The organism is Streptomyces hygroscopicus (assembly GCF_026168105.1).
GTDB classification, from domain to species: Bacteria; Actinomycetota; Actinomycetes; order Streptomycetales; family Streptomycetaceae; genus Streptomyces; species Streptomyces hygroscopicus_D.
In genome coordinates this window covers 63611-84370 of record NZ_LBMW01000030.1, presented here as the reverse complement: position 1 = coordinate 84370, position 20760 = coordinate 63611, and the positions used below count along the sequence as shown (strand labels likewise).

The window sequence follows — 20760 nt, the reverse complement described above, 5'->3', positions numbered from 1 at the left end:
CGGCGCCCCGGGACTTGACCAAAAACGACACGGCTTTTCCGGGCCCCGCCAGACATCGATCGATCAGCACGCTGGGGCATCGGATACGGATCCGTTACAGATCATTTGACGGCTGCCTGGTTATAGTGCTGCGCAGCGCTGCAGGAGGAGGCTTTTGTGGCCGTTGTCCTCTCCACGGAATCCGTACCGCCCGGCGACAGGCTCGCCTACTGGCACGACGTCGTCTGGCGCACTTTCGTACCACTGGATGTCGCGGCGCCGCAGGGCGAGCCCTTCTTCGGCGCTGTCACCACGGAGCAGCTCGGGCAACTGCAGATCTCCACGGTCGACGCCGAACCGGAGCAGGTGCGTCGCAGCAGGCGTCTGATCGCCGGATCCCCCGACGAGTACATGCTGGTGGGCCTGCAGAGCCGTGGCACGGGCGTCGTCGTCCAGGACGGGCGGGTCGCGCGGCTCGAACCGGGTGAGTTCGCCCTGTATGACACGACCCTCCCGTACACGCTGCACTTCCCGGAACGCTTCGAGATGATCGTCTTCCAGATGCCCCGGCAGGCGATGAGGCTGCCTGAGTGCGATCTGCGGCGCATCACCGGTGTGACCATCGGACCCGATCAGGGCCTGGCCGCGCTGGTGGTGCCGCTGCTGTCCAGGCTGTCCGCCGAAGCCGGGTCATACCGCCCCGAGGTCGGCGAGATGCTCGCCCGCAATGTGGCGGACCTGCTCACCACGGTCGTCGCCGAACGGCTCGGCCAGGACGCCACGGAATCCGACGCCGCCCAGCAGACCCTTTTGTTGCGGATCCGCGCCTACATCGACAGCCAGCTGGCGGAGCCGTCGCTGTCGGTGGAAACGATCGCCGCGGCCCACCACATCTCCCCACGCCATCTGCAACGCCTCTTCCAGAGGCAGGACGAGACGGTAGGGGGATGGATCAGGCGTCGGCGTCTTGAGGAGTGCCGCCGGGAACTCGCCCGCCCGCGCCGGACGAGACCGGCCGTCGCCGCCGTGGCACACCGGTGGGGTTTCTTCAGCGCCGCCCACTTCAGCCGGGCGTTCCGCACGGCCTACGGGATGTCTCCGCGCGAATGGCAGGCTCTGACGGACAGGTCCCCGTCACCAATGTCAGAGCGGTCGGTGCCGGCCCCGTCCACGGCAACCATGAGGTCCTCTCGCTGAGCCGGGACGCCGGCGGCCACGGCGAGGATGAAGCATCGCGCCGGGCAACGCAGGTGAGGCACGCGGAACGTTCCCGGACGAAAGGTGGCGCCCCCGCCGCGAGCTCCTCCTTGACTGCTCTAACCGGGAAGGTTCGCCGGGTCAGCGGCTCCAGCGGTTGGATGTCCGGAGACGTTTGATCCAACTGCTGGGGGCGCGAACCGCTCCGGGTCTGATGGAGGCTCCGGACTATCCCGAGTTGGGTGGAGTCACGGCTCGTCGGTCCTCATACCCTGCCGAGCTTCGTGGGCGTGCCGTGCACTTGGTCGCGGAGATCCCCCCAACTACCCAACTGAGTGGGCCGCGATGAAGGCGGCCGCTGCGAAGCCGGGCATCGGTTCCGCCGAGACGGTGCGGACGTGGGTCCGCAAGGCCGAGGTCGACGCCGGCCAGCGTCCCGGGGTGACTTCGGGGGAGGCCGCGGAGATCAAGCGGCTAAAAGGCCGAGATCGCCGAGCTCGCCGGGCCAACGAGATCCTCAAGGCGGCCTCGGCTTTCTTCGCGGCCGAGCTCGACCTCCCGCGAAGCGCTCGTAGCCGCTTCAACGCCGAACAGCGCATGTGCTCCGGTAGCACCGCTGGGCACACGGTCGGCGGCGTGCCCGGGACGGCACGCCCCCGCCGACCCGGGGAACCTCAACCGCAGATCGCCTCCAGGGTCAGCCCGAGGGCGAGCAGTTCGCGGTCGGCTCCGGCAGGGGCGTCGATCTCGAGGCCCGTCGGCAGGCCGTTGGTCGCCACGCCCATCGGCATGCTCAGGCCGGGGGCGCCGATGACGCTGGCCGGGCCGGTGTTGCGGATGAAGGTGGCGAAGGTGTCGACTGGCTGTCCGCACAGGACCATGCCCTGGTCGCAAGTGGCCAGGTCAAGGGCGGTGGCCGGGGTGGTCGGGAAGGCCAGGCCGTCCAGGCCGTGTGCGGCGAACGTCTCCGCGTAGGCCGCGCGCAGGCGCTGCCGGTGGGCCAGGCACTCGCGGTAGACGTCCTCCGAGACCAGGGCCGGGGCCCCGTCGAGGATGCAGTTCTCGAAGACGCCCCGCACGTCGGGGCCCGCGATGAGGGCGGCGAGCGCGGCGAGGTCCGTCTCCGGCCGGTACTCCGCCAGGTAGGCGGACAGCTCCACCCGGGTCTCGTACAGCACTATGGCCATACCGGTCTCAAACTCGCGTTCGATGAACGAGGTGACGTCGACCGGGACCAGTTCCACGCCGGCCGCCTCCAGGCTGTGCAGGGCCGTCTCCCACTGGACGGCGACTTCGTCCTCCAGCGGCTCGGTGAAGTGACCGGTCGGCACCCCCAGCCGGATCGACCGCGGCGGACGGGCAGCGATTGGGGTGTCGTCATCGCTGAGGACGCCGTCCAGCAGGGCCAGGTCCGCGACCCGGTGCGCCATGGGACCGATGGTGTCCCGGGTGCTCGACAGGGGTGTCACGCCCTGCCCGGGGTAGCGCCCGACGGTGGGCCGAAGCGCGCAGGTGCCGGTGACTGCGGCAGGGATGCGCACCGAGCCGCCCGTGTCGGTGCCCAGCCCGGCCTGCACCACTCCGGCCGCGACGAGCGCGGCGACCCCGCCGCTGCTGCCCCCGGCGAAACGGCTGGGGTCGTGCGGGTTGCGGACCGGACCGAAGGCCTGGTTGTTGCTGCTGATACCGAGCGCCAGCTCGTGCATGTTGGCCTTGCCCAGGATCACGGCACCGGCTTCACGCAGCCGCCGCACCGCGGGTGCGTCGCTCGCGGGGACGAAGTCCCGCAGGGCGGGTGTGCCGGCCGTGTTGGGCAGCCCGGCGACATGGATGTTGTCCTTGACCGCGACGGTCATGCCGGACAACGGGCCCGGCCCGCCAGGGGCCTTGGCGGCGGCGTCCCGGTCGAGGGTGATGAAGCCGCCCAGGTGCGCCGCCTTCTCGGCGCGCTCCAGAGCCCTCTCCACGGACTCGTGTTGGCTCCGCGCGCCCGCAAGTGCCGCCCGGCTGGTCTGCGTGCCGGGGCCCTTTGTGGTGGGTTCGCTCATGGCCTGCTCCTTCGTGCGGATCCGCTTCGACAGCTCACGGACGATCACTGCACCGCCGCCCGTACGACCCCGGCTCCGGTATCGGGTTGTCCGTGGGTTGACGGCCCCAGAGGCTCATGTCATCGTTCGCTCACGCGATGACATGTTGGAGGAAAACGTGTCCACCATCAAGCCCACTCACCTGAGCAGGACCTGGCTCGCCGTCACCGCGGCCTCCGCGCTCGCCCTGACGGGCTGTGCCACCGACGGCGGGAAGTCCAGTGCCGGCAAGCAGCACTCGGACTCCGGCGGCACGCTGAAGATCGGGCTGCTGACCAGCATGTCCGGGCCCGCCGGGCTCTTCGGTCCGGCAACGAGGAACGTCGCGGAACTGGCGGCCCAGGAGATCAACGCCTCCGGCGGGGTGCTCGGCCGCAAGGTCGGCGTGGTCATCGGCGACGACGCGACCAACCCCGACACCGGCAGACAGACGGCGGCCCGCCTGCTGAACTCCGACGGCGTCTCGGTGCTCGTGGGCATGCACACCTCCGCCACCAGGGAGGCGGTGCTGCCCGAGGCGAGGTCCGCGGGCACGCTCTACATGTACACGCCCGTCTTCGAGGGCGGCACCTGCGACTCGGACCTCTTCACCAACGGCGAAGCCCCCAGCCAGCAGCTGAAGCAGACGATTCCCTGGACGCAGAGCGCCACGGGCCGCAAGAAGTGGTTCCTGCTCGGCAACGATTACTCCTGGGGACGCGCGAGTCTCGCGGCGGCCAAGCAGTACATCACCGCGTCGGGAGGGCAGGTGGCCGGGACGGCGTTCGTGCCGCTGGGCACCACCGACTTCCAGGCCGTGATCCAGAAGATCCAGCAGGCGAACCCCGGGCTGCTGCTCCCCGCCCTCGTCGGGGGTGACGCGATCGCGTTCGAGAAACAGGCCTACGACGCCGGTCTGGGTAACAGTCAGGCGCAGCGCCTGGGGATCCTGTACGAGGAGAACACCCTGGCCGGCATGGGCCCGAAGGTCGCCGAGGGGATGTACACCTCGCTCGGATACTTCCAGTCCCTGGACACCCCCGCCAACTCCGCCTTCCTGACGGCGTACCGGAAAAAGTTCGGAGCCAAAGCTCCGACCGTGACCTCCCTCTCGGAGCAGACCTACGTCGCCATCAAGGCATGGGCGCAGGCGGCCAACGCGGCCGGAAGCACGAAGGCGAAGGATGTGGAAGCCAAGCTCGGCGGGCTCTCCGTCGATGCGCCCGCCGGAAAGGTCACGTTCGAGAAGAACAGGACCGCCACCCAGCCCATCTACGTCGGGCAGGTGACCGGTGCCACCGTCAAGATCAAGAAGGCCTTCCCGGACGTCGCGGCCGACAGCCAGTGCACGGGGTGACGGACGAATGGACCAGACCATCGCCCTGACCCTCGGCGTGCTGTCCTCCGCCGCGGTTCTGGCACTGACGGCCGTCGGACTGTCGCTGTCCTTCGGGTTGATGCGCATCATCAACCTGGCGCACGGCGAGTTCCTCACCATCGGGGCGTACAGCTCCGTCGTCACCGCCGACCACGGCCTGCCCTGGGGGGTGGGCCTGGCGGCAGCCGCCGCCGTCGGACTCGGGGCGGGGGCACTGACCGAGCTGCTGCTGATACGTCGGCTGTACCGGTCACCGGAACTTTCCATCCTGGCGACCTTCGGCCTGTCGATCGTCGTCCGCCAGCTGATCCAGCTGGGATTCGGCAAGGACTACCGGATGGTGGCCAACCCGCTGCCCGGTGCCACCAAGGTGCTTGGCGTCCCCTTCCCCGCCTACCAACTCCTCCTCACCGCCTTCGCGGTGGCGATCGTCATGGCGGTCCTCGCCGCGCTGCGGTTCACCTCCCTGGGACTGCGGGTCAGGGCAGTCGCCAACGACGCTGCGCTGTCGGAGACCCTGGGGGTGCGTTCCGCGCGGGTGAACCTCGTGGTGTTCGCGGCGAGTGCGGGGCTCGCCGCGACCGCCGGGGCACTGGTCGCTCCCGTCACCAACGTCCAGCCGGACATGGGCCTGGACTACGTGTTCACCACCTTCCTCGTGGTCATCGTCGCTGGACGGCGCGTGGCGCCCCTGCTCATCGCCGCGCTGGGTCTGGCGGCGGTGCAGAACCTGACGACCTTCTGGACCGACCCGCTCCTGGCCCGCCTGGCGGTACTGCTGCTGGCGTTCCTGGCAGTGCAGGTCCGTCCCTCCGCGAGTTTCCGGGTGGCCCCATGAACCCCTTCGTCCGACAAGTGCTGCCCATATCGCTGGCAGCCGCGACGGCCGTCCTCGCCGGGTCCTGGGCCGGCGGCCTGCTGGCCCAGTTCCTGGTTCTCGGCACGGTGACCGCCGCGCTGGCCCTGACCTGGGGCACGGCAGGAATCCTCAATCTCGGTCACAGCGTGACTTTTGGCGTGGGCGCCTACGCGGGTGCCTGGTTCGGCCTGCACGCGGGGGCGTACGGATCGCTCGCCGGGCTGGCCGCCGGGGCGCTGCTCGGCGGGGTCATGGCCAGGCTGATCGCGGCGGTGGGCCTGCGGCGCAGGCTCGACGCGGTCGGCTTCGCCCTCGCCACCTTCGTCGTGGCCCTCGCGGCGGAGCAGGTCGCCAACCGCTGGACCCCGGTGACCGGCGGCTTCAACGGCCTCACCGACATCCCGCGCTTCCACGTCGGCGCGCTCGCGTTCACCGCGACCGCGGCACGGGGCGTCACGGCGGGCCTGTCGGTACTGGTGATCCTGCTGCTGGCGAGTCTCGCGCGCCGCCCGTACGGGGCCGCCCTCGCCGCCATACGGGACAACGAACGCCGGATGGCCGCACTCGGCTACGACGTGGGAGCCGCGAAGTCCGGCGCGTTCACCTTCACCGGGGTCGTGGCCGGGTTGATGGGGGCGGTGTACGTGCTCCAGGTCCAGTTCGTCTCGCCGGGCCTGATCGGCCTCGCCATGGGCACGAACTTCGTGGTCTGGGCGATGCTCGGCTCGCGGCGGACCATCTGGGGACCGGTCGTCGCCACGCTGGTGGTCAACGCGGGTGCCAACCAGCTGGCCGGCGCGGCACTCGACTACTGGCTGCTGGTGACGGGCGCGGCGTTCATCGCCGCCGTGGTCCTCGTCCCCGACGGGGTCGCGGTCATGGTCCGCCGCGGTCTGCCCACACGGTGGTTCCGGGCCCGGCAGGTGGTGCTCGGTGTGGCGGCCCCGTCGACGGACAGCCTGGCCGGGGGCGGACTGGTCGTACGGTCGGTCGGCTGCCGCTTCGGTCCCTTCACCGCGCTGCGCGGGGTGGACCTGGACCTCATCGAACCGGGCGTGCACTGCCTCATCGGCCCCAACGGGGCGGGCAAGTCGACACTGCTCGACGTGCTGTCCGGGTTCACGTCGGCGACCGGCGGATCCTGGCAGCTGAACGGGCAGGACGTCACCGGCCGGCCCCCGTGGGAACTGACCCGTTCCGGACTGGGCCGCAAGTTCCAGGCACCCAGCGTCGCCGGTTCACTGACCCTGGCGGAGAACCTCGCCATGGCCCGGTGGGGCAGAACGCACCGCACACTCGCACTGATACGCCGGCGCTGGACGGCGGAACTGCCGCCGGAGGCCTGGTTCGTCCTCGACGCCGCCGGATTCGCGGATCGTATGGACACCCCGGCGGCCAGCCTCTCGCACGGCGCGCAGCAAATGCTGGAGCTCGCCATGACGCTGACCGCGAACTGCACCGTACTGCTGCTCGACGAGCCCACCGCGGGAATGACCCGGACCGAGACGCAGCAGATCGCCGAGGTACTCCGCGGACTCGTCCGCGACCACGGACTGACGGTCCTGGTCGTCGAGCACGACATGGCCTTCATTCGCAGCGTCGCCGACCGGGTCACGGTGCTGCGCGGCGGCGAGATCATGGCCTCGGGGACGGTGGCGGAGATCGAGTCGAATTCCGAGGTGTCGGCGGTCTACGTCGGCCGGGCGGCGGGAGACCGGCCATGAACACTCCCCTGGTGAGCACCCGGGACGCCGTGAGCGTCCCCGGCGCGAAGGCGATCGAGATTCGTGGGCTCGCCGCGGGCTACGCGGGAACCACGGTGGTGCGCGGCGTCGACCTGTCGGTCGCGCCCGGCGAGGTCGTGGCGTTGCTGGGCCGCAACGGCGTCGGGAAGACCACGCTGGTGTCCGCCGTGTCGGGCACGCTGCGTGCCGACATTGGGGCGGTGCTCCTGGCGGGCCGGGACGTCACCGGCTGGCCCGGCTCCCGGCGCCGCAGGCGCGGGCTGCGGGTGGTCGCCCAGGACCGGCCTGTGCTCGGCGAGCTGACCGTGGCGGAGAACCTGCGGCTGGCCGGAATCCGTGACCTGTCGGAGCCGACGGAGCTCTTCCCCTTCCTCCGGGGCCGGGAACGTCAGCGCGCGGGAACGCTCTCCGGCGGGGAGCAGAAGATGCTGGCGATCGCCCGCACGGTCGCTGCTCCGGGCACGGTGTGTGTATTCGACGAGCCGACGGAGGGCCTGCAGCCCGCCAATGTGGCCCGGTTCGCCGACGCGGTTCGGCGGATCGCCGCCGCCGGCGTCGGCGTACTCCTCGCCGAGCAGCACCTGGACATGGCGCTGGACGTCGCGGACCGCTGGTACCTGCTGGAGAAGGGGCAGATCGCAGAGGAGGGGAAGGTACACGAGGGAGCCGTCGAGCATGTGGCGGGCCGGATGGCGCCCTGAGCGCCCCGGCCTGGTCCGGAGGGCACGGAAACGGTAAAGTCAACGGGTACTCATACATTGACACGTTGTCGCCGAGTTCCGGAAGGACGAGAGGTCCAGGAAGTGATCGACCAAAGCCACGAGAGCGACCTGGTATTCCGTGCCCTCAACGACGCGACCCGGCGGGCCATTCTGGCCCTGCTGGCGTCGGAACACGAACCCACAGCCGGAGACATCGCGGCCGCGTTCCCGGCGATCGGCCGGACCGCGGTCTCGGCCCACCTCCGCATCCTGCGGGACGCGCAGCTGGTTTCCGAGGTGCGCGACGGCAAGCGCCGGCGGTACCGCCTGGGTCCCAACCGCGCGGACGCGGCGATCGCATTCCTGCGTCAGATCTACGAGCAGTCGCTGCCCGCGGGTGACGCGGTGGCATCGGAGCGGCCGGAGGGGCTGCGTGAAGCGAAGAACGGATGACAGCCGCGGGCACGCCTCCCGGCGTGCCGGCCAGATGGACTCACCACCCGTCGGGACCCGCGGGGAGCCGGTGACCGGCATCCCGCGGGTCCTCCCCCCGGCCCTCCTCGTGACAGTCACAGCCGGCTGAGGAGAGCCTCATGCGCGAGATCGTCCTCGTCAACGAGACGCACCTCGGACTGCCCCCGCACGAGGCGTTCGGCATGTTCGGGCGGACCGGCGGCGCCGGCTGGATGTTCTCCGCGCGGTTCGAGAACGCGGAGCCCGGTACGGCGGCCGGGATCGACATACCTCTGCCGTTCGCGGCCCCGGGGGGCGAGGCGACCGTGCGGGGCACGGCACGCATCGTTGAGGTGCGGCCGTACCGGCGTCTCGTGCTGCAGCACGAGACGCCGTGGACCGGACGCATCACCATCACCTTCGCCCCCGAGGCCGCAGGCACACGGGTGCGGGCGGTCACCGAACTGGACGAGGACGCCCTCGGCTGGATGACGCAAAGCCTGGGCTGTGCGGCGCCGGACGGCGAGAGCCGAGCCGACGAGATACCTGTCGCCTTGCTGACCAGCCTGTCCGGGACCGCCGGCCTCTTCGGCCGGGCCGCCGCCAACTGCGCGGCGCTGGCGGCCGAGGAGATCAACGCCGAGGGCGGCATCGGCGGCCGGCCGGTGCGCGTCGAGGTGATCGACGATCGCACCGACGCCGCAACCGGACTGGCCAGGCTGCGGGACCTCGACCAGCGGCGCGGCCTGGCGGCCGTGGTGGGCGTGCACAGCTCGGCGACCTTCAACGCGGTGAGCCGCTACGCGCAGGCATCGGGCCTGCTGTATCTCTATACCGCCGCGAACGAAGGCAGCCAGGTGCAGGACGGAATGCTGTTCCGGCTCGGCGAGTCGGTGCCGGACCAACTGGCGGAGTCGGTTCCGGCGCTGATGCGTGAGAGCGGCGGCCGCGCCTGGTATCTGATCGGCAACGACTACTCCTGGCCGCGGGCCGTCTGCACGCAAGGCCGCCGCATCGCGGAGCACCACCGCGGGCACGTCGTCGGTCAGCGCCTCGTCCGGCTCGGCGAGTCGGTCTTCGACGGCGTGCTGGAGGACATCGAGGCGTCCGGCGCCGACCTGGTGCTCTCCAGCCTGGTGGGGTGGAGTTCGATCGACTTCGAGCGGCGGTTCCACGCCGCCGGGCTGCGCGGCCGCATCCGTACGCTCGCGCCCCTGCTGGAGGAAAGCACCCGCGAGCATCTGGGCGCTGCGGGCAGCGGGGTCTGGTCCTGCCTGCCGTACTTCTCCGCCCTGGACACGGCGGAGAACGCCAACTTCCTGCGCCGCTACCGGGCCGCGTTCGGAGCCTGGGCGCCGTCGCCGTCGGCGCTGACGGAGTCGGCATATGAGGGGCTGCACCTGTTCGCCCGGGCCGCCCGCAAAGCCGGGTCGCCTCGGGGCAGTGAGGTCTCCCGCGCCCTGCACGGTCTCACGCTGGCCGGGCCGCGCGGCAGGGTCTCGGTGGGAGCCGACGGCCGACTGCGGCAGAGCATGTACCTGGCCGAGGCCACCGCCACAGGATTCGCGGTCCGTGGGCAGGTGCCGTCCGGTACCGCCTGACCACGTACGCGGCCGGCCGCCCCAGGTGGTTTGTTACCGGTAGTTCGTTGAATGCGGCCGTGGCGTGAGTTGACGGCAGGTCGGGTTGGCCTTGGGCCGACGGCCGGAGTCAACCACCGTTCTGGGGGCTGGAGATGACCGCCCGCCGTCCGTGTCCGCCCACGCGGGGGCCGTTGCAGGAGTACGCGTCCCCGTTCGACGACCTCTTCGTGAGGCTTGCTCAGCGGCGGGGGCTTCGCGAGTATCTGATCCGAAGAGGACGTCCACCGGCACCGCATCCAGGCCGTCCGGAGCCTTCTCGAGGACGCGTCACACGCATCGCTGCGCACCTGAGTACGGGCGCGTCGGACCCCTTCGACGACAGGGCTGGACGCGGCTACGACTACCGGCAGAGCGTGGCCCTGTGGTTCCACGGCCTGTTCGCCGGGAATCCCGACGTCGACGCCATCTCCCACGCCCCGCTCATCCACCAGATTCATGCCACCGCCGCCTGGGCCATCCTCGCCGTGTGGCCTTCACCCGGCTCGTCCACGCATGGAGCATCCCCCTGTGGTTCGTGTTCCTCTTAGGTGGGATTCAGAGGCGTGATGCCCGTGCCCGCGTACAGGTCGGGCTCCAGTGAGAGGACTGTGACCGGCTCACCGGACTTGGCGGCCTGCCATGCGATCGCGGCCGGGTGCGCGACGGACCACTGGATGCCAGGCCAGGCGAAGGCATCGCGCGCATGATCGGTGGTGAACGGAATGCTCTGAGCGAAGCGGAGCGTTGCAGCGTGCATGCCAGCACCCGGCATCTGGCGCTCCGCAGCCAGAACGGACAGTGATGGGATGATTACCCGCCCCGAGCCGCGGGAGGCCTCAATGTACAGGCCGGTGAGGAATGCGTCGGCCTGGTAGAGCGCGGCCAGAGCCGTGTGGTCGAGGACGGCCGTCAGGTTCACGCGGCGTCGCCGCCCTGATGGGCGCGAATCTTCGCCCAGGCGTTCTGTCCGGCCTGCCGGACCTGCTCGCTGTACTCGATGCCGAGCTCATGGGCAGCCTCGAGGGCACGCTTCTCGCGTTCGGCAGCTGTGAGCTCCCGGGCAGCGAGGTCCTCCACGAGCTCCGTGATCGTGATACCGCGCTCGGCGGCCAGGATCCGCAGCCGGTCGCGCACTGCTTCGCTGGTCTTGATACTCGTCGGTTTGCTCATAGCCCGGATTCTACCGCCGGTAGAACAAGTCACTGCTGCACCAAGCCGGTCTCTGCGACTGAGCGCAGTAGTTTGGCTCGTGAGCACGATGGATGGCCATACTGAGCACCGTAGTTGACCGGCTCCCTGAGCGGGAGGCGGAGGCGCCGGTCTGGCCGCTTGATCAGGCGGCTGGATTATCGCCCTGCAGGAGGTCCTGGGCCTGCAGGGTGAGGTTCATCGGCACCCGCGCGTGCGAGGACGAGGCAAGCAGCGTGCGGCGGTTCCACTTCGGTGACCGTTACCCGTGGGTAGCGTCGGATCTCTGTCATGGTCAGGTCGCTGATCGCCAACAGCGAGGTCGCGTCGGCCAGCACTGCGCAGGCCGCCAGTGCCGGCACGTACACCAGGCTATGGCGCACGCCGTGCGGCTTGCGGGGCTCGGGAACCTCGGCCAACCGGGCCAGAAGCCCAGGCAGTTCGTCCTCGGCGGCGTCAGGCTGATCGCAGAGTTGGTCAAGGACGGGCGGGATCGGAGAAGATACGACGGCAGGCACGGACTTCCCTAGGGATCACTGGACTCGACACCCACATGATCTTGGAAGCTCGCGCCTGCCCCACGTTCCGGGCCCACATCAAGACAACCCAGTCAACCCGCGACTACGCCGAAGCCCTGCCCTGCGGCTGAACCCAGATCCTTGTCTATCCGTTTCCATGAGTAGGCAGGAAAGGTACCTACTTGACTGAATGGAGAGGGTCATGGGCGGCAGGGACAGGGACAGCCTGGCTTCCCAAGCCTACGGACAATACCTCGGCGGCGGCGGCAACGCACAGCTGCCTAGGGACAGCGTGGCTTCCGAATTCTATGAACAATACCTCGGCAGCGGCGGCAACGCACAGCTGCCTAGGGACAGCGTGGCTTCCGAATTCTACGAACAATACCTCGGCAGCGGCGGCAACGCACAGCTGCCTAGGGACAGCGTGGCTTCCGAATACCTTGACAGGGACAGCGACGCAGATTCGGAAACCCTCGATCTAATCACCACCGGCTTCAAGACACCTGCCCAGACAGACGGCGAACCCTCACGTCGCGAAAGCCAAATCTTGCCGCCCAATCCGCCGGTGGCGCCTCGACCTCTTCCTAAACCCCCGAACGAACCCCGGCTCCTCTCCGTTCCAAACACGTCGACTAATACCCCAAGCACGCCTCACACGCAGCAGCCTCCTGCGACGGAAGTGAAACCATACCGGCCCCTCCCGCCCCTCCCCGTTCCAAACACATCGACTAATACCCCAAGCACGCCTCACACGCAGCAGCCTCCTGCGGCCGGACCGTCTGTCAGTCCGACAGATTCACCTGCTGAATCGCAGCTTCGGTCGGTTTTTGAGTTTACGCCGACAGTGGGTGAGCAGGTGCGACGTGTAGCAACTGCGGCGGCGGCTAAGCTGAGGGGCCCTGAGCATCCGAACGTTCTGAGGAGAGGAGCGGACGCGGGCCCGAGTCGGGCGCCCGGGCGTAATCCCGGTCGAACTGGTGGGGTGGCTCGGTAGGTGTTCGCTCGGCTGCACGACGTGGCCTGGGGTTTTGGCCGTTGATTGAGAATGGTTGGGGCTGGGTGGGGCTCTGCTGGTCCTTAATGTGCGGTTGCTTGGGGTTGTGGTCTGCGATTTTGGGTGCTCGGGTGGGAGTTTCGGTGGTTCGGATTGCTCTTCTGGGCCTGTTGGGTTGTGGACCATGCTGGTGGGCTGGTTGGTGTGTGGCGGGTGGTGGTCTGCTGCTGGTTGAGGAGATGCAGGCAACCACCTCATTGCTCACGGACTTGGTCTCGCTTGGAAGAGGGCGATCGGGTCGAGCGTGGCACTGTGGACTTCACCAGGCCTTACTTTCTGCGGGCAGCCGACATCGCGGCTGGATACGGCTGCGGGGTCGGCCTCATCCACGCCTACGCTGTGGAGGTTGGCGGGAGCTGAACGGCTTTGACCACGTCCTCAAGGTTGGGGTCGAGACGACTTCGGGCTGACCGTGCGCACGTTGGGCGCCGACGTTGTTGGCCCGGCCGGCTTGGTGGAAAGTGGCGCGTGCCAGGTCACGCAAGGCGGTCATGACGGTGGGAGCGCGGTGGCGCCGGACTTGGCTGACGTCCTCGGCGAACGTGACGTCCTTGGTCCAGTGGAGGATGTTCCCGATGATCCGGTGGCCGCGTACCCAGACCGCGATTTCGGCGGGGGTGGCCTGGTGGGCGACCAGGTCGGTGACGGCGCAGACGGTCTCGGTCCGCCATCTCCCGGCACCGATGCGGCGGCGTTTGCGGTGGATGCGCACAACCTGCCGGGTGTGCGGGAAAAGGAGTCCGTCGACGGTGACGACTGGACCTCGCGGACATCTTCGCGGCCGTGTCCACGGGTGCGGGAGCGGTCCCGGACGGGGACCAGCTTTCAGGGAAGGGCCCGCAACTGGCCGGCGAGCGTGGGCTGGTTGTTCTTCACCGACAGCACGGAGTGGCCGTCGCGTTGCTCCACGGGTAGCGGGCATGATCCCCTTCTGGTCGTGCAGCGCTTCCACCCAGGACGGAGTGTCTGCGCGGAGCTGTCCGTGCCGACGGGAGCCGCGTGTTCGTCATGGCCGCAGTACGCCACGACGCAAGTCCAGTGCCGCCCATCCCGGTGACACGGCCCCGCCCACCCACAAACAAACAGGGGTGCGCTCGCCGCCAGGGCCGGTGAGTTGAGAGCGGAACTGGTCGGCCGCCCCAGAGCCGGGGACGGGGCCGGTGGGGCCCGCACGGGCCGTCATCGGTCGAAGACCGAAGCCACCTCGGGAATTCGCCTGATGTAGCCGTCCAGAAGCTGCCGACCGATCGTCACCGAGTCGACCAGCGGGTGCAGCGAGAACGCCTTGACGGCGTCGGTGCGCGAGCCGGTGACCGCGGCGCTGATGGTCAGCCGCTCGACGGCCTTGACCTGCTGCATCAGTCCCGTCTGGTGGAGGTCGGGCGGGCTGACGGTCAACGGGTGTACGCCGCCGGCATCCACCATGACCGGGACCTCGACCACCGCGTCCTGCGGAAGCGCGGCGATGGTCGTCCCGTTCCGTACGTTGAGGATCATCGTTGCGCGCTCGTTGCGGCTGATCGCCGCCATCACACCGAGGGCGACCCCCGCATAGCCGTCGGGATCCGCGCCGAACGCGCCTTCCGCAGTGGCCGCGTCCTGGGCCACGCCCCTGGCCTCGGCCATATAGCCGGCGCTGCGGGTCTCCACCGCCTGCCGCCACAGCTCGACGGACGCTCCCTGCGCCGCGTCGGTGATCCGGTCGAAGAACGCCGTCTGCTGCTTGGCCAGGAACTCGCCGCGGGTCTGCGGGGCGTCGAGGATGGCACGCACCGCGTCCCGGTTGAAGTAGTAGTAGTAGAGGTACTCGTTGGGGATCACGCCGAGGTCGCGCAGCCACTCACGGCCGAAGACCACGCCCTCCTCCAGCCCGCCCAGCAGCTTGTCGTCGGCCAGTAGGCGGGGCAGCAGGTCCTCGCCGTCGTAGCACAGCCGGCGCATCCAGCCGAGATGGTTGAGCCCCACGTAGTCCAGCTCCATCCGGGAGCTGTCGAGACCGAGCGCCGCGGCGACGCGCCGTCCGAGCCCGGAGGGGGTGTCGCAGATGCCCAACACCCGGTCGCCGAGGACGGTTTGCATCGCCTCGGTGATCATGCCGGCCGGGTTGGTGAAGTTGATGACGTACGACCGCGGTGCGAGCGCTCGCACCCGATGGGCTATGTCCAGCATCACCGGGATGGTGCGCAGCCCGTACGCGAGACCGCCCGGGCCGGTGGTCTCCTGGCCGAGGACATTCAGGTCCAGCGCCACGCGCTCGTCGCAGGTACGGGCCGTGAGACCGCCGACGCGCAGGGCGGTGAAGACGAAGTCGCTGTCCGCGAGGGCCTCGTCCAACTCGGTCGTCGCATTCAGCGCGGGCGCGTCGGGGAAGTCGGCGGCGAAGCGGGTCAGGGTCCGCCTCATGGCGTTCAGCCGGCGGGCGTCGGTGTCGTACAGCCACACGTCGTCGATGCGCGGCGACCCCTGGTCCCGCAGCAGGGCCTGGTACACGTAGGGCACGCGGAACCCGCCGCCCCCGAGGATGGACAGCTTCATGCGGTGATCACCTTTCCGCCCGCCTGGCGGCACAGTTCGAGCGTCTGGGGGTCGGCGCCGCCGGTGGTGACCAGGACGTCGATGTCGGCGAGCGAGCACAGGCGCAGTGACCCAGTGCCGGGAAACTTCGTCTCCGAAGCGACCAGCGCGACCCGGTCGGCGGCCTCGATCATCGCCTGCTTGATCGGTGCCTCGACGGCCATGTCGTCCACCACGTGACCGTTGGCGCGTACGCCGGTACAGCTGAGGAAGGCAATGTCGGCGCTCACCTGGCGCATCGCCTTCTCGGTGAGAGAGCCGACCAGGGACTGGTAGTTGCGGCGCAGGACGCCACCGAGCATCACCAGTCGCACGGCGTCGTCGTCGCGCAGTTCGTCCAGCACTCCCACGTTGCTGGTGATGACCGTGACCGGGCGCCCCCGCAGCCGGCGGGCGATCAACGAGGTGCTGGTGCCGATGTCGAGCAGGACCACGCTGTCGTCGGCGACGAGCGCGGCGGCCTGTTCGGCCATGGCCTCCTTCATGGCCCTGTCCGTCGTGGCGGTGACATCGAATGGGTGCTCCTCGGTCATCGCGCCGTTGGTCATGTCGCGCAGCGCGAGCGCGGCTCCGCCGTAGGAGCGGATGAGTTCGCCGTTTGCGTCAAGCAGCTTGAGATCTCGCCGGATTGTCGACTCGCTGACCTGAAGGGATTCGGCCAGTTCACGGACAGAGGCCACACCCGTCGCACGGAGCGACTCCACAATCTTCGCGTGTCGTTGGGTCTGTGTCACTCGGCCAACGTAGCACCAGCTGACCGACTTCGGTCAATTGGATGGCTGAGGTCAGTCATGATGCGCGCGTTTGCGTCCCGTTACCTGATCGAACCTTGTCAATCGGTGGTCATGGTGCTCATAGTTGAGCACTTTCACCTGGCTGAAAGGCGGTACCTGTGCTTCGGGACTCCGAGGTGGACGTGATCTTCGCCGGCGAAGTGTTCTGCGACCTCGTCTTCGGCGGCACCCCGCATCTGCCGACTCCTGGCAGTGAGGTGTACGCCGACCGGTTCGCCGTTTCGGCGGGCGGCACCGCCACACGTTGTGTCGCGGCGGCCCGTCTGGGTCTGCGCACCGGCCTGTTCGGCATTCTCGGCACCGATATGTTCGGCGACCGCGTCGCCGCCGAACTCGGTGCTGTGGACGGCCTCGACCTGCGCTGGCTCCGCCGGGATCCCGCCGTGCACACTCCGATCACGGTGGCGGTCGCCAATGAGCACGACCGCGCCTTCATCACCTACGAGGAGAAGGGGTCCCGGCTTCCCGAGACCTGGCACGGTCCGCTACCGCGGGTCGGCGCCCTCCACCTGGGCATCGACCGCCCACTGCCCGACTGGGTCCGCGAGTTGCGGGCGCAGGGCACTGTGGTGGTCGGCGGCGTCGCGTGGGACCCCACCGGCCTGTGGTCCTCCGAACTGCTCACCCGGCTCTCGGAAGTCGACCTGTTCGTGCCCAATGCCGTCGAGGCGATGAGCTACACCCGCACCGGCACAGTGGAAGAGGCGGCAAAGGTCCTGGCCGACTTCGTTCCCCAAGTGGTGGTCACCGACGGCAAGGACGGCGCCGTGGCCGTCGACAGTGCCACCGGCGACGTGGTCAGGTCTGCGTCGCCCAGCGTCGAGGTGGCCGATCCCACCGGCGCCGGCGATGTCTTCACCGCCGCATACATCCACGCGGTGCTGAAGGGCTGGCCGCTCGCCGCCCGGTTGCGCTTCGCCGGGATCTGCGCGGCGGTCTCGGTGCGCACCCTCGGCGGCGCCAGCAGTGCTCCCACCTGGGCGGACATCCGAACCTTTGCGGCAGCCACGCCAGGTGTGAGCGATCAGGACCGTGCACTCATCGAAACCGCGATGCCTCGGACAACACTTCGGGAGAAATCATGAGCGAGAGAACCTGGCACCGACGCATCACCGGCGCCGCACTCGCCACGGCGTGTCTGGCCGCCGTCGCCGCCTGTGCGCCCGGCCCGAGCGCCGCGGGCGGGGCCGGAGCACCCAAGACCGCGGGCCCGGTCTCCACCGATCCCGCAGCCGACGGGAAGGTCACCCTGACCGAGTGGGACCAGAACACCGACCCGGGCGTCAACGCCTCCACCGAGAAGCTCAACGCGGCGTTCATGGCGAAGTATCCGAACGTCAAGATCAAGCGGGTGTCCCGGGCGTTCAACGACCTCAAGACGACGCTGAAGCTCGCCCTGTCATCCAACAACCCGCCGGACGTGGTCCAGGCCAACCAGGGCTATCCCGACATGGGCGCCTTCGTCAAGGCCGGCCTGCTCCAGCCCGTCGACCGCTATGCCCAGGCATACGGCTGGCCCAGCAGCTATCCGCAGCAGTTGCTCAGCCTCAACAAGTTCACCGCCGACGGCAGGACATGGAAGACCGGCAACCTCTACGGCGTCTCCCAGACCGGTGAGATCGTCGGCGTCTACTACAACAAGGACAAACTGAAGCAGCTGGGCATTGCCGTCCCCACCACCCTGTCCCAGTTCGAGACCGCGCTCCAACAGGCCAAAGCAGCAGGAGACTTGCCCATCTCCTTCGGAAACTCCAACAAAAGCCCCGCGATCCAGCTGTTCGGCGTGGTCCAGGCGCTCACCGCGGGCAAGCAGGAGGTACGCAACCTGGTCTTCAGCCAGGGTGGCGCCAAGTGGACCGACTCCGGCCCGGTCCAGACCGCAGGGACCCTGCAGGACTGGGTCAAGAAGGGCTACCTCAGCCCCGGCTTCGACGGGCAGAGCTCGGACCAGGCTGTCGCCGCCTTCGCGCAGGGCAAGTCCGTCTTCATGGTGGACGGCAGCTGGCAGGCGGCCGCACTCGCGGAGAAGATGGATCCCAAGAGCGTCGGCTTCATCGCGCTGGCACCGAGCGGGGGCGCGTCCCCGGTGACGCAGGGCGGTGAGGGACTGGCCTGGGCCATCACGTCCAAGTCGAAGCACGCCGATGTGGCAGCCGCCTACATCAACTTCCTTGTCAACGACAACGGAATGAAGTTCGTCGCCGCCCAAGGCAACCTGCCCGCGATCGTACCGGGCGCCTACCAGCCCCCTGCCGGAACGATCTACGCCGACCTGCTGGCGCAGTGGAAGGCCGTCAGCGGACAGGACGGTCTGCTGCCCTATCTCGACTACACCACCCCGACGTTCTACGACACGCTCACCGCAGCACTGCAGGAGATGCTCGCCGGACAGCAGAGCCCGCAGAAGTTCGGCGAGACGCTGCAGAACGACGACTCAGCCTTCCAGAAGAGCCGGTAGGCAAGGACCTGACCTGACCCATGGTCGCCATCACACCCCGCAGCACCGCGCGCAAGCGCCCGGCCGCCGCTTCTCGCGAGCGCGCGCCCGGGCGCCGCCGGATCCAGTGGACGGGCTACCTCTACGCCCTGCCCGCCCTCACGGTCCTGGCCTTGTTCCTCCTCGTCCCGCTGGGCCAGTTGGTGCAGATCTCCCTCTTCAAGTGGGACGGCCTGTCCGCCTCCACATGGGCGGGCATCTCCAACTACACGGGCATCCTCGAAGATCCCGCACTGGTCTCCAGCTTCGCCCACGCCTTTGTGCTGGTCCTGTTCTACTCGGCCATCCCGATCTCGCTCGCCCTGCTGCTCGCGGCCGTCACCACCCGCACGGCCCGGCTGCGCGGCGTCTCCGTCTTCCGCACCATCCTGTTCCTGCCGCAGGTCGTCGCCACGGTCGTCATCGCCACCGCATGGACGGCGGTGTACGCACCGGACGGCGTGCTCAACGGACTGCTGGAAGCCGTCGGCCTGCAGCAGGTCACCCGCGCGTGGCTCGGTGACTTCAGCACCGCCCTGCCCGCGGTCGGTCTCATCGGCAGCTGGCTGGAGACCGGTCTGTGCCTGGTCCTCTTCCTCGCGGGCATCGGCCAGATCCCGCGGGAGCTGTACGAGGCCGCCAAGGTCGACGGCGCGGGAGCGGTACGGGAGTTCTTCGCCGTCACCCTGCCCGGGCTGCGCGGCCAGATCGCGGTGGCGCTCACCCTGACCGTCATCGCCGCGCTGCGCACCTTCGACCTGGTGTACGTGGCCACCCACGGCGGCCCCGGGAACGCCACCAGCGTGCCCGCCATCGAGGTGTACAACCGTGCCTTCAACACCGGGCAGGTCGGCTCGGCCTGTGCCATCGCCGTCGTCCTGACGCTGGTCATCCTGGCCCTCACGTACGGCATCACCCGCCTGCAGCCGGAAGAGGAAGACACATGATCACGCGGCGTGAACGAGCGCTCAACTACGCGATCCTGACGGCCTTCTCTGCGCTGGCCCTACTGCCGCTGGTGGGGGTTCTGCTCTCCGCACTCACCCCGCAGAGCCAGGCGTCCTCGTCGTTCACCTGGCCCGCCCACCTGGACTGGGGCAACTTCTCGACCGCTTGGACCAAGGGGCACTTTGCCGACTACCTCGGCTCCAGCATGCTGGTCGCGGTGAGCGTGGTGCTGCTCTCGGCAGTGCTGGCGATCCTGGCCGGCTACTCCTTCGCACACTTCTCGTACCCGGGTCGATCACTGCTGTTCTACATCACCCTGGTCGGCCTGATGGTGCCGCCCGAGGCGTTCGACATCCCGCTCTACTTCAATCTGCGGGACCTCGGACTGACCGACAGCTACTGGTCGCTGATCCTTCCGCAGACCGCGCAGTCGCTGGCGTTCGGAGTCTTCTGGATGCGCAACTTCTTCCGAACGGTCCCCCGCAGCGTCATCGAGGCGGCGCGGCTCGACGGGGCGACGGACTGGCGGGTGCTGTGGAGGATCCTGGTGCCCACCAGCCGACCGGCGCTGCTCACCATGGCCATGCTGGTTTTCATGTGGACCTGGAACGAGTTCATGCTCCCGCTTGTCATGATCACCGACGAGAGCAAGCGCACAGCACCGCTGGGACTGGCGTTCTTTCAGGGCCAGCACACCACACAGTTCTCCCTGCTGGCCGCCGCCTCGATCATCGTCGCCCTGCCGGTGGTCGTGCTGTACGTGTTCCTGCAGCGGCACTTCATCGCGGGGATGCTCTCGGGCGCCGTCAAGGGATGAGCAGTGTCAGGTTGTTCGAGGCCTGCCGACAGGATGATCCTTCGGTTGGGTCAGCCTGGTGGTTGCGCTCGGGTCGAGCAGGGCCTCGCCGGACGACGACGCTCCAGCCGGAGTGCGCGGCCACGTCGACCGAGTCCGGCTCGAAGGCGACGACCGCGCCGTCGACCGCGCGGTCCGGTTCCGAGGCCGCCGAAGTGCGCAGCAGCACCGCTCCGTCGCCGTCCAGGCCGAAGTTGACCGGCACGATGGCGGGCAGGGCCCGGCGCGTGTGGACGATACGGCCGATCGGTTCGGTCGCCGGCAGGCTCAGGCACTCGTGACGGCCGCGTTCGCGGAAACCATCGTTCGGATACACGAATCAGCCTGTCTTTCACCCGGTGGAGGAGGTTGG

The 20760-nt window shown here is 68.9% G+C and carries 19 protein-coding genes and 1 pseudogene; 13 read left to right on the top strand and 7 right to left on the bottom strand.

Annotated features, from left to right (window positions below; all coding sequences use genetic code 11):
* Positions 1-156 precede the first annotated feature (156 nt).
* Entirely contained in the window at positions 157-1176 is a 1020-nt protein-coding gene (locus tag AAW14_RS26035; protein ID WP_265566362.1) for a helix-turn-helix domain-containing protein, read from the top strand.
* Between the two features lie 214 nt (positions 1177-1390).
* A pseudogene (locus AAW14_RS26030) lies at positions 1391-1733 on the top strand (IS3 family transposase); the annotation flags it as partial.
* A gap of 117 nt (positions 1734-1850) precedes the next feature.
* Here the strand turns inward: AAW14_RS26030 and AAW14_RS26025 are convergent.
* Positions 1851-3224: an amidase family protein gene (locus AAW14_RS26025; protein ID WP_265566361.1), complete on the bottom strand. Its 1374-nt coding sequence runs from the start codon at positions 3222-3224 to the stop codon at positions 1851-1853.
* A 157-nt stretch (positions 3225-3381) separates the two neighbouring features.
* Here AAW14_RS26025 and AAW14_RS26020 point away from each other — a divergent pair, with 157 nt between their 5' ends.
* The 7 genes from AAW14_RS26020 (at position 3382) to AAW14_RS25990 (ending at position 10548) form a co-directional block, all read left to right on the top strand.
* Positions 3382-4599 (top strand): substrate-binding protein, encoded by a 1218-nt coding sequence (locus AAW14_RS26020; protein WP_265566360.1) that lies wholly within the window; start codon positions 3382-3384, stop codon positions 4597-4599.
* Positions 4600-4606: 7 nt separating this feature from the next.
* Positions 4607-5458, top strand: a complete 852-nt coding sequence (locus tag AAW14_RS26015; RefSeq protein ID WP_265566359.1) for a branched-chain amino acid ABC transporter permease — start codon at positions 4607-4609, stop codon at positions 5456-5458.
* Entirely contained in the window at positions 5455-7203 is a 1749-nt protein-coding gene (locus tag AAW14_RS26010; protein WP_265566358.1) for a branched-chain amino acid ABC transporter ATP-binding protein/permease, read from the top strand. The genes AAW14_RS26015 and AAW14_RS26010 overlap by 4 nt, the downstream gene beginning before the upstream one ends.
* The gene (locus AAW14_RS26005) at positions 7200-7925 is read left to right on the top strand and encodes an ABC transporter ATP-binding protein (protein ID WP_265566357.1); all 726 of its coding nucleotides are present in this window, start codon (positions 7200-7202) and stop codon (positions 7923-7925) included. The genes AAW14_RS26010 and AAW14_RS26005 overlap by 4 nt, the downstream gene beginning before the upstream one ends.
* Positions 7926-8027: 102 nt before the next feature.
* Entirely contained in the window at positions 8028-8378 is a 351-nt protein-coding gene (locus tag AAW14_RS26000) for an ArsR/SmtB family transcription factor (RefSeq protein ID WP_265566356.1), read from the top strand.
* Between the two features lie 140 nt (positions 8379-8518).
* Entirely contained in the window at positions 8519-9979 is a 1461-nt protein-coding gene (locus tag AAW14_RS25995; protein WP_265566355.1) for an ABC transporter substrate-binding protein, read from the top strand.
* 245 nt (positions 9980-10224) lie between these two features.
* A complete protein-coding gene (locus tag AAW14_RS25990) occupies positions 10225-10548 on the top strand; it encodes a respiratory nitrate reductase subunit gamma (protein ID WP_416223377.1) in 324 nt (107 codons plus the stop codon).
* On the opposite strand, the gene AAW14_RS25985 is transcribed toward AAW14_RS25990, so the two are convergent.
* The 5 genes from AAW14_RS25985 to AAW14_RS25960 all read right to left on the bottom strand — a co-directional run bounded on the left by AAW14_RS25985 (position 10545) and on the right by AAW14_RS25960 (position 16068).
* Positions 10545-10919, bottom strand: a complete 375-nt coding sequence (locus tag AAW14_RS25985) for a PIN domain-containing protein (RefSeq protein WP_265566353.1) — start codon at positions 10917-10919, stop codon at positions 10545-10547. The genes AAW14_RS25990 and AAW14_RS25985 overlap by 4 nt on opposite strands.
* Positions 10916-11170 carry a hypothetical protein gene (locus AAW14_RS25980; protein WP_265566352.1) on the bottom strand — a complete coding sequence of 85 codons (255 nt, stop codon included), beginning with the start codon at positions 11168-11170 and terminating at the stop codon, positions 10916-10918. Before AAW14_RS25980 ends, AAW14_RS25985 begins: the two co-directional genes overlap by 4 nt.
* Positions 11171-13082: 1912 nt before the next feature.
* Positions 13083-13472, bottom strand: a complete 390-nt coding sequence (locus AAW14_RS25970) for a hypothetical protein (RefSeq protein ID WP_265566350.1) — start codon at positions 13470-13472, stop codon at positions 13083-13085.
* Positions 13473-13939: 467 nt separating this feature from the next.
* Entirely contained in the window at positions 13940-15295 is a 1356-nt protein-coding gene (locus AAW14_RS25965; protein WP_265566349.1) for a 6-phospho-beta-glucosidase, read from the bottom strand.
* On the bottom strand, positions 15292-16068 hold the full coding sequence (locus tag AAW14_RS25960; protein ID WP_265566348.1) for a DeoR/GlpR family DNA-binding transcription regulator: 777 nt from the start codon (positions 16066-16068) through the stop codon (positions 15292-15294). Before AAW14_RS25960 ends, AAW14_RS25965 begins: the two co-directional genes overlap by 4 nt.
* A 158-nt stretch (positions 16069-16226) precedes the next feature.
* Between AAW14_RS25960 and AAW14_RS25955 the strand changes: the two genes are divergently transcribed.
* The 4 genes from AAW14_RS25955 to AAW14_RS25940 are packed head-to-tail and all read left to right on the top strand — an operon-like array spanning position 16227 to position 20369.
* A complete protein-coding gene (locus AAW14_RS25955; RefSeq protein WP_265566347.1) occupies positions 16227-17213 on the top strand; it encodes a carbohydrate kinase family protein in 987 nt (328 codons plus the stop codon).
* Entirely contained in the window at positions 17210-18586 is a 1377-nt protein-coding gene (locus AAW14_RS25950) for an extracellular solute-binding protein (protein ID WP_265566346.1), read from the top strand. The genes AAW14_RS25955 and AAW14_RS25950 overlap by 4 nt, the downstream gene beginning before the upstream one ends.
* A gap of 20 nt (positions 18587-18606) precedes the next feature.
* Complete coding sequence (locus AAW14_RS25945) at positions 18607-19551, top strand: carbohydrate ABC transporter permease (protein WP_265566345.1); 945 nt, start codon at positions 18607-18609, stop codon at positions 19549-19551.
* Positions 19548-20369: a carbohydrate ABC transporter permease gene (locus AAW14_RS25940; protein WP_265566344.1), complete on the top strand. Its 822-nt coding sequence runs from the start codon at positions 19548-19550 to the stop codon at positions 20367-20369. The genes AAW14_RS25945 and AAW14_RS25940 overlap by 4 nt, the downstream gene beginning before the upstream one ends.
* Here AAW14_RS25940 and AAW14_RS25935 read toward each other — a convergent pair.
* Positions 20359-20724: a pyridoxamine 5'-phosphate oxidase family protein gene (locus AAW14_RS25935; RefSeq protein ID WP_265566343.1), complete on the bottom strand. Its 366-nt coding sequence runs from the start codon at positions 20722-20724 to the stop codon at positions 20359-20361. The two genes, AAW14_RS25940 and AAW14_RS25935, sit on opposite strands and share 11 nt — an antisense overlap.
* Positions 20725-20760 lie beyond the last annotated feature (36 nt).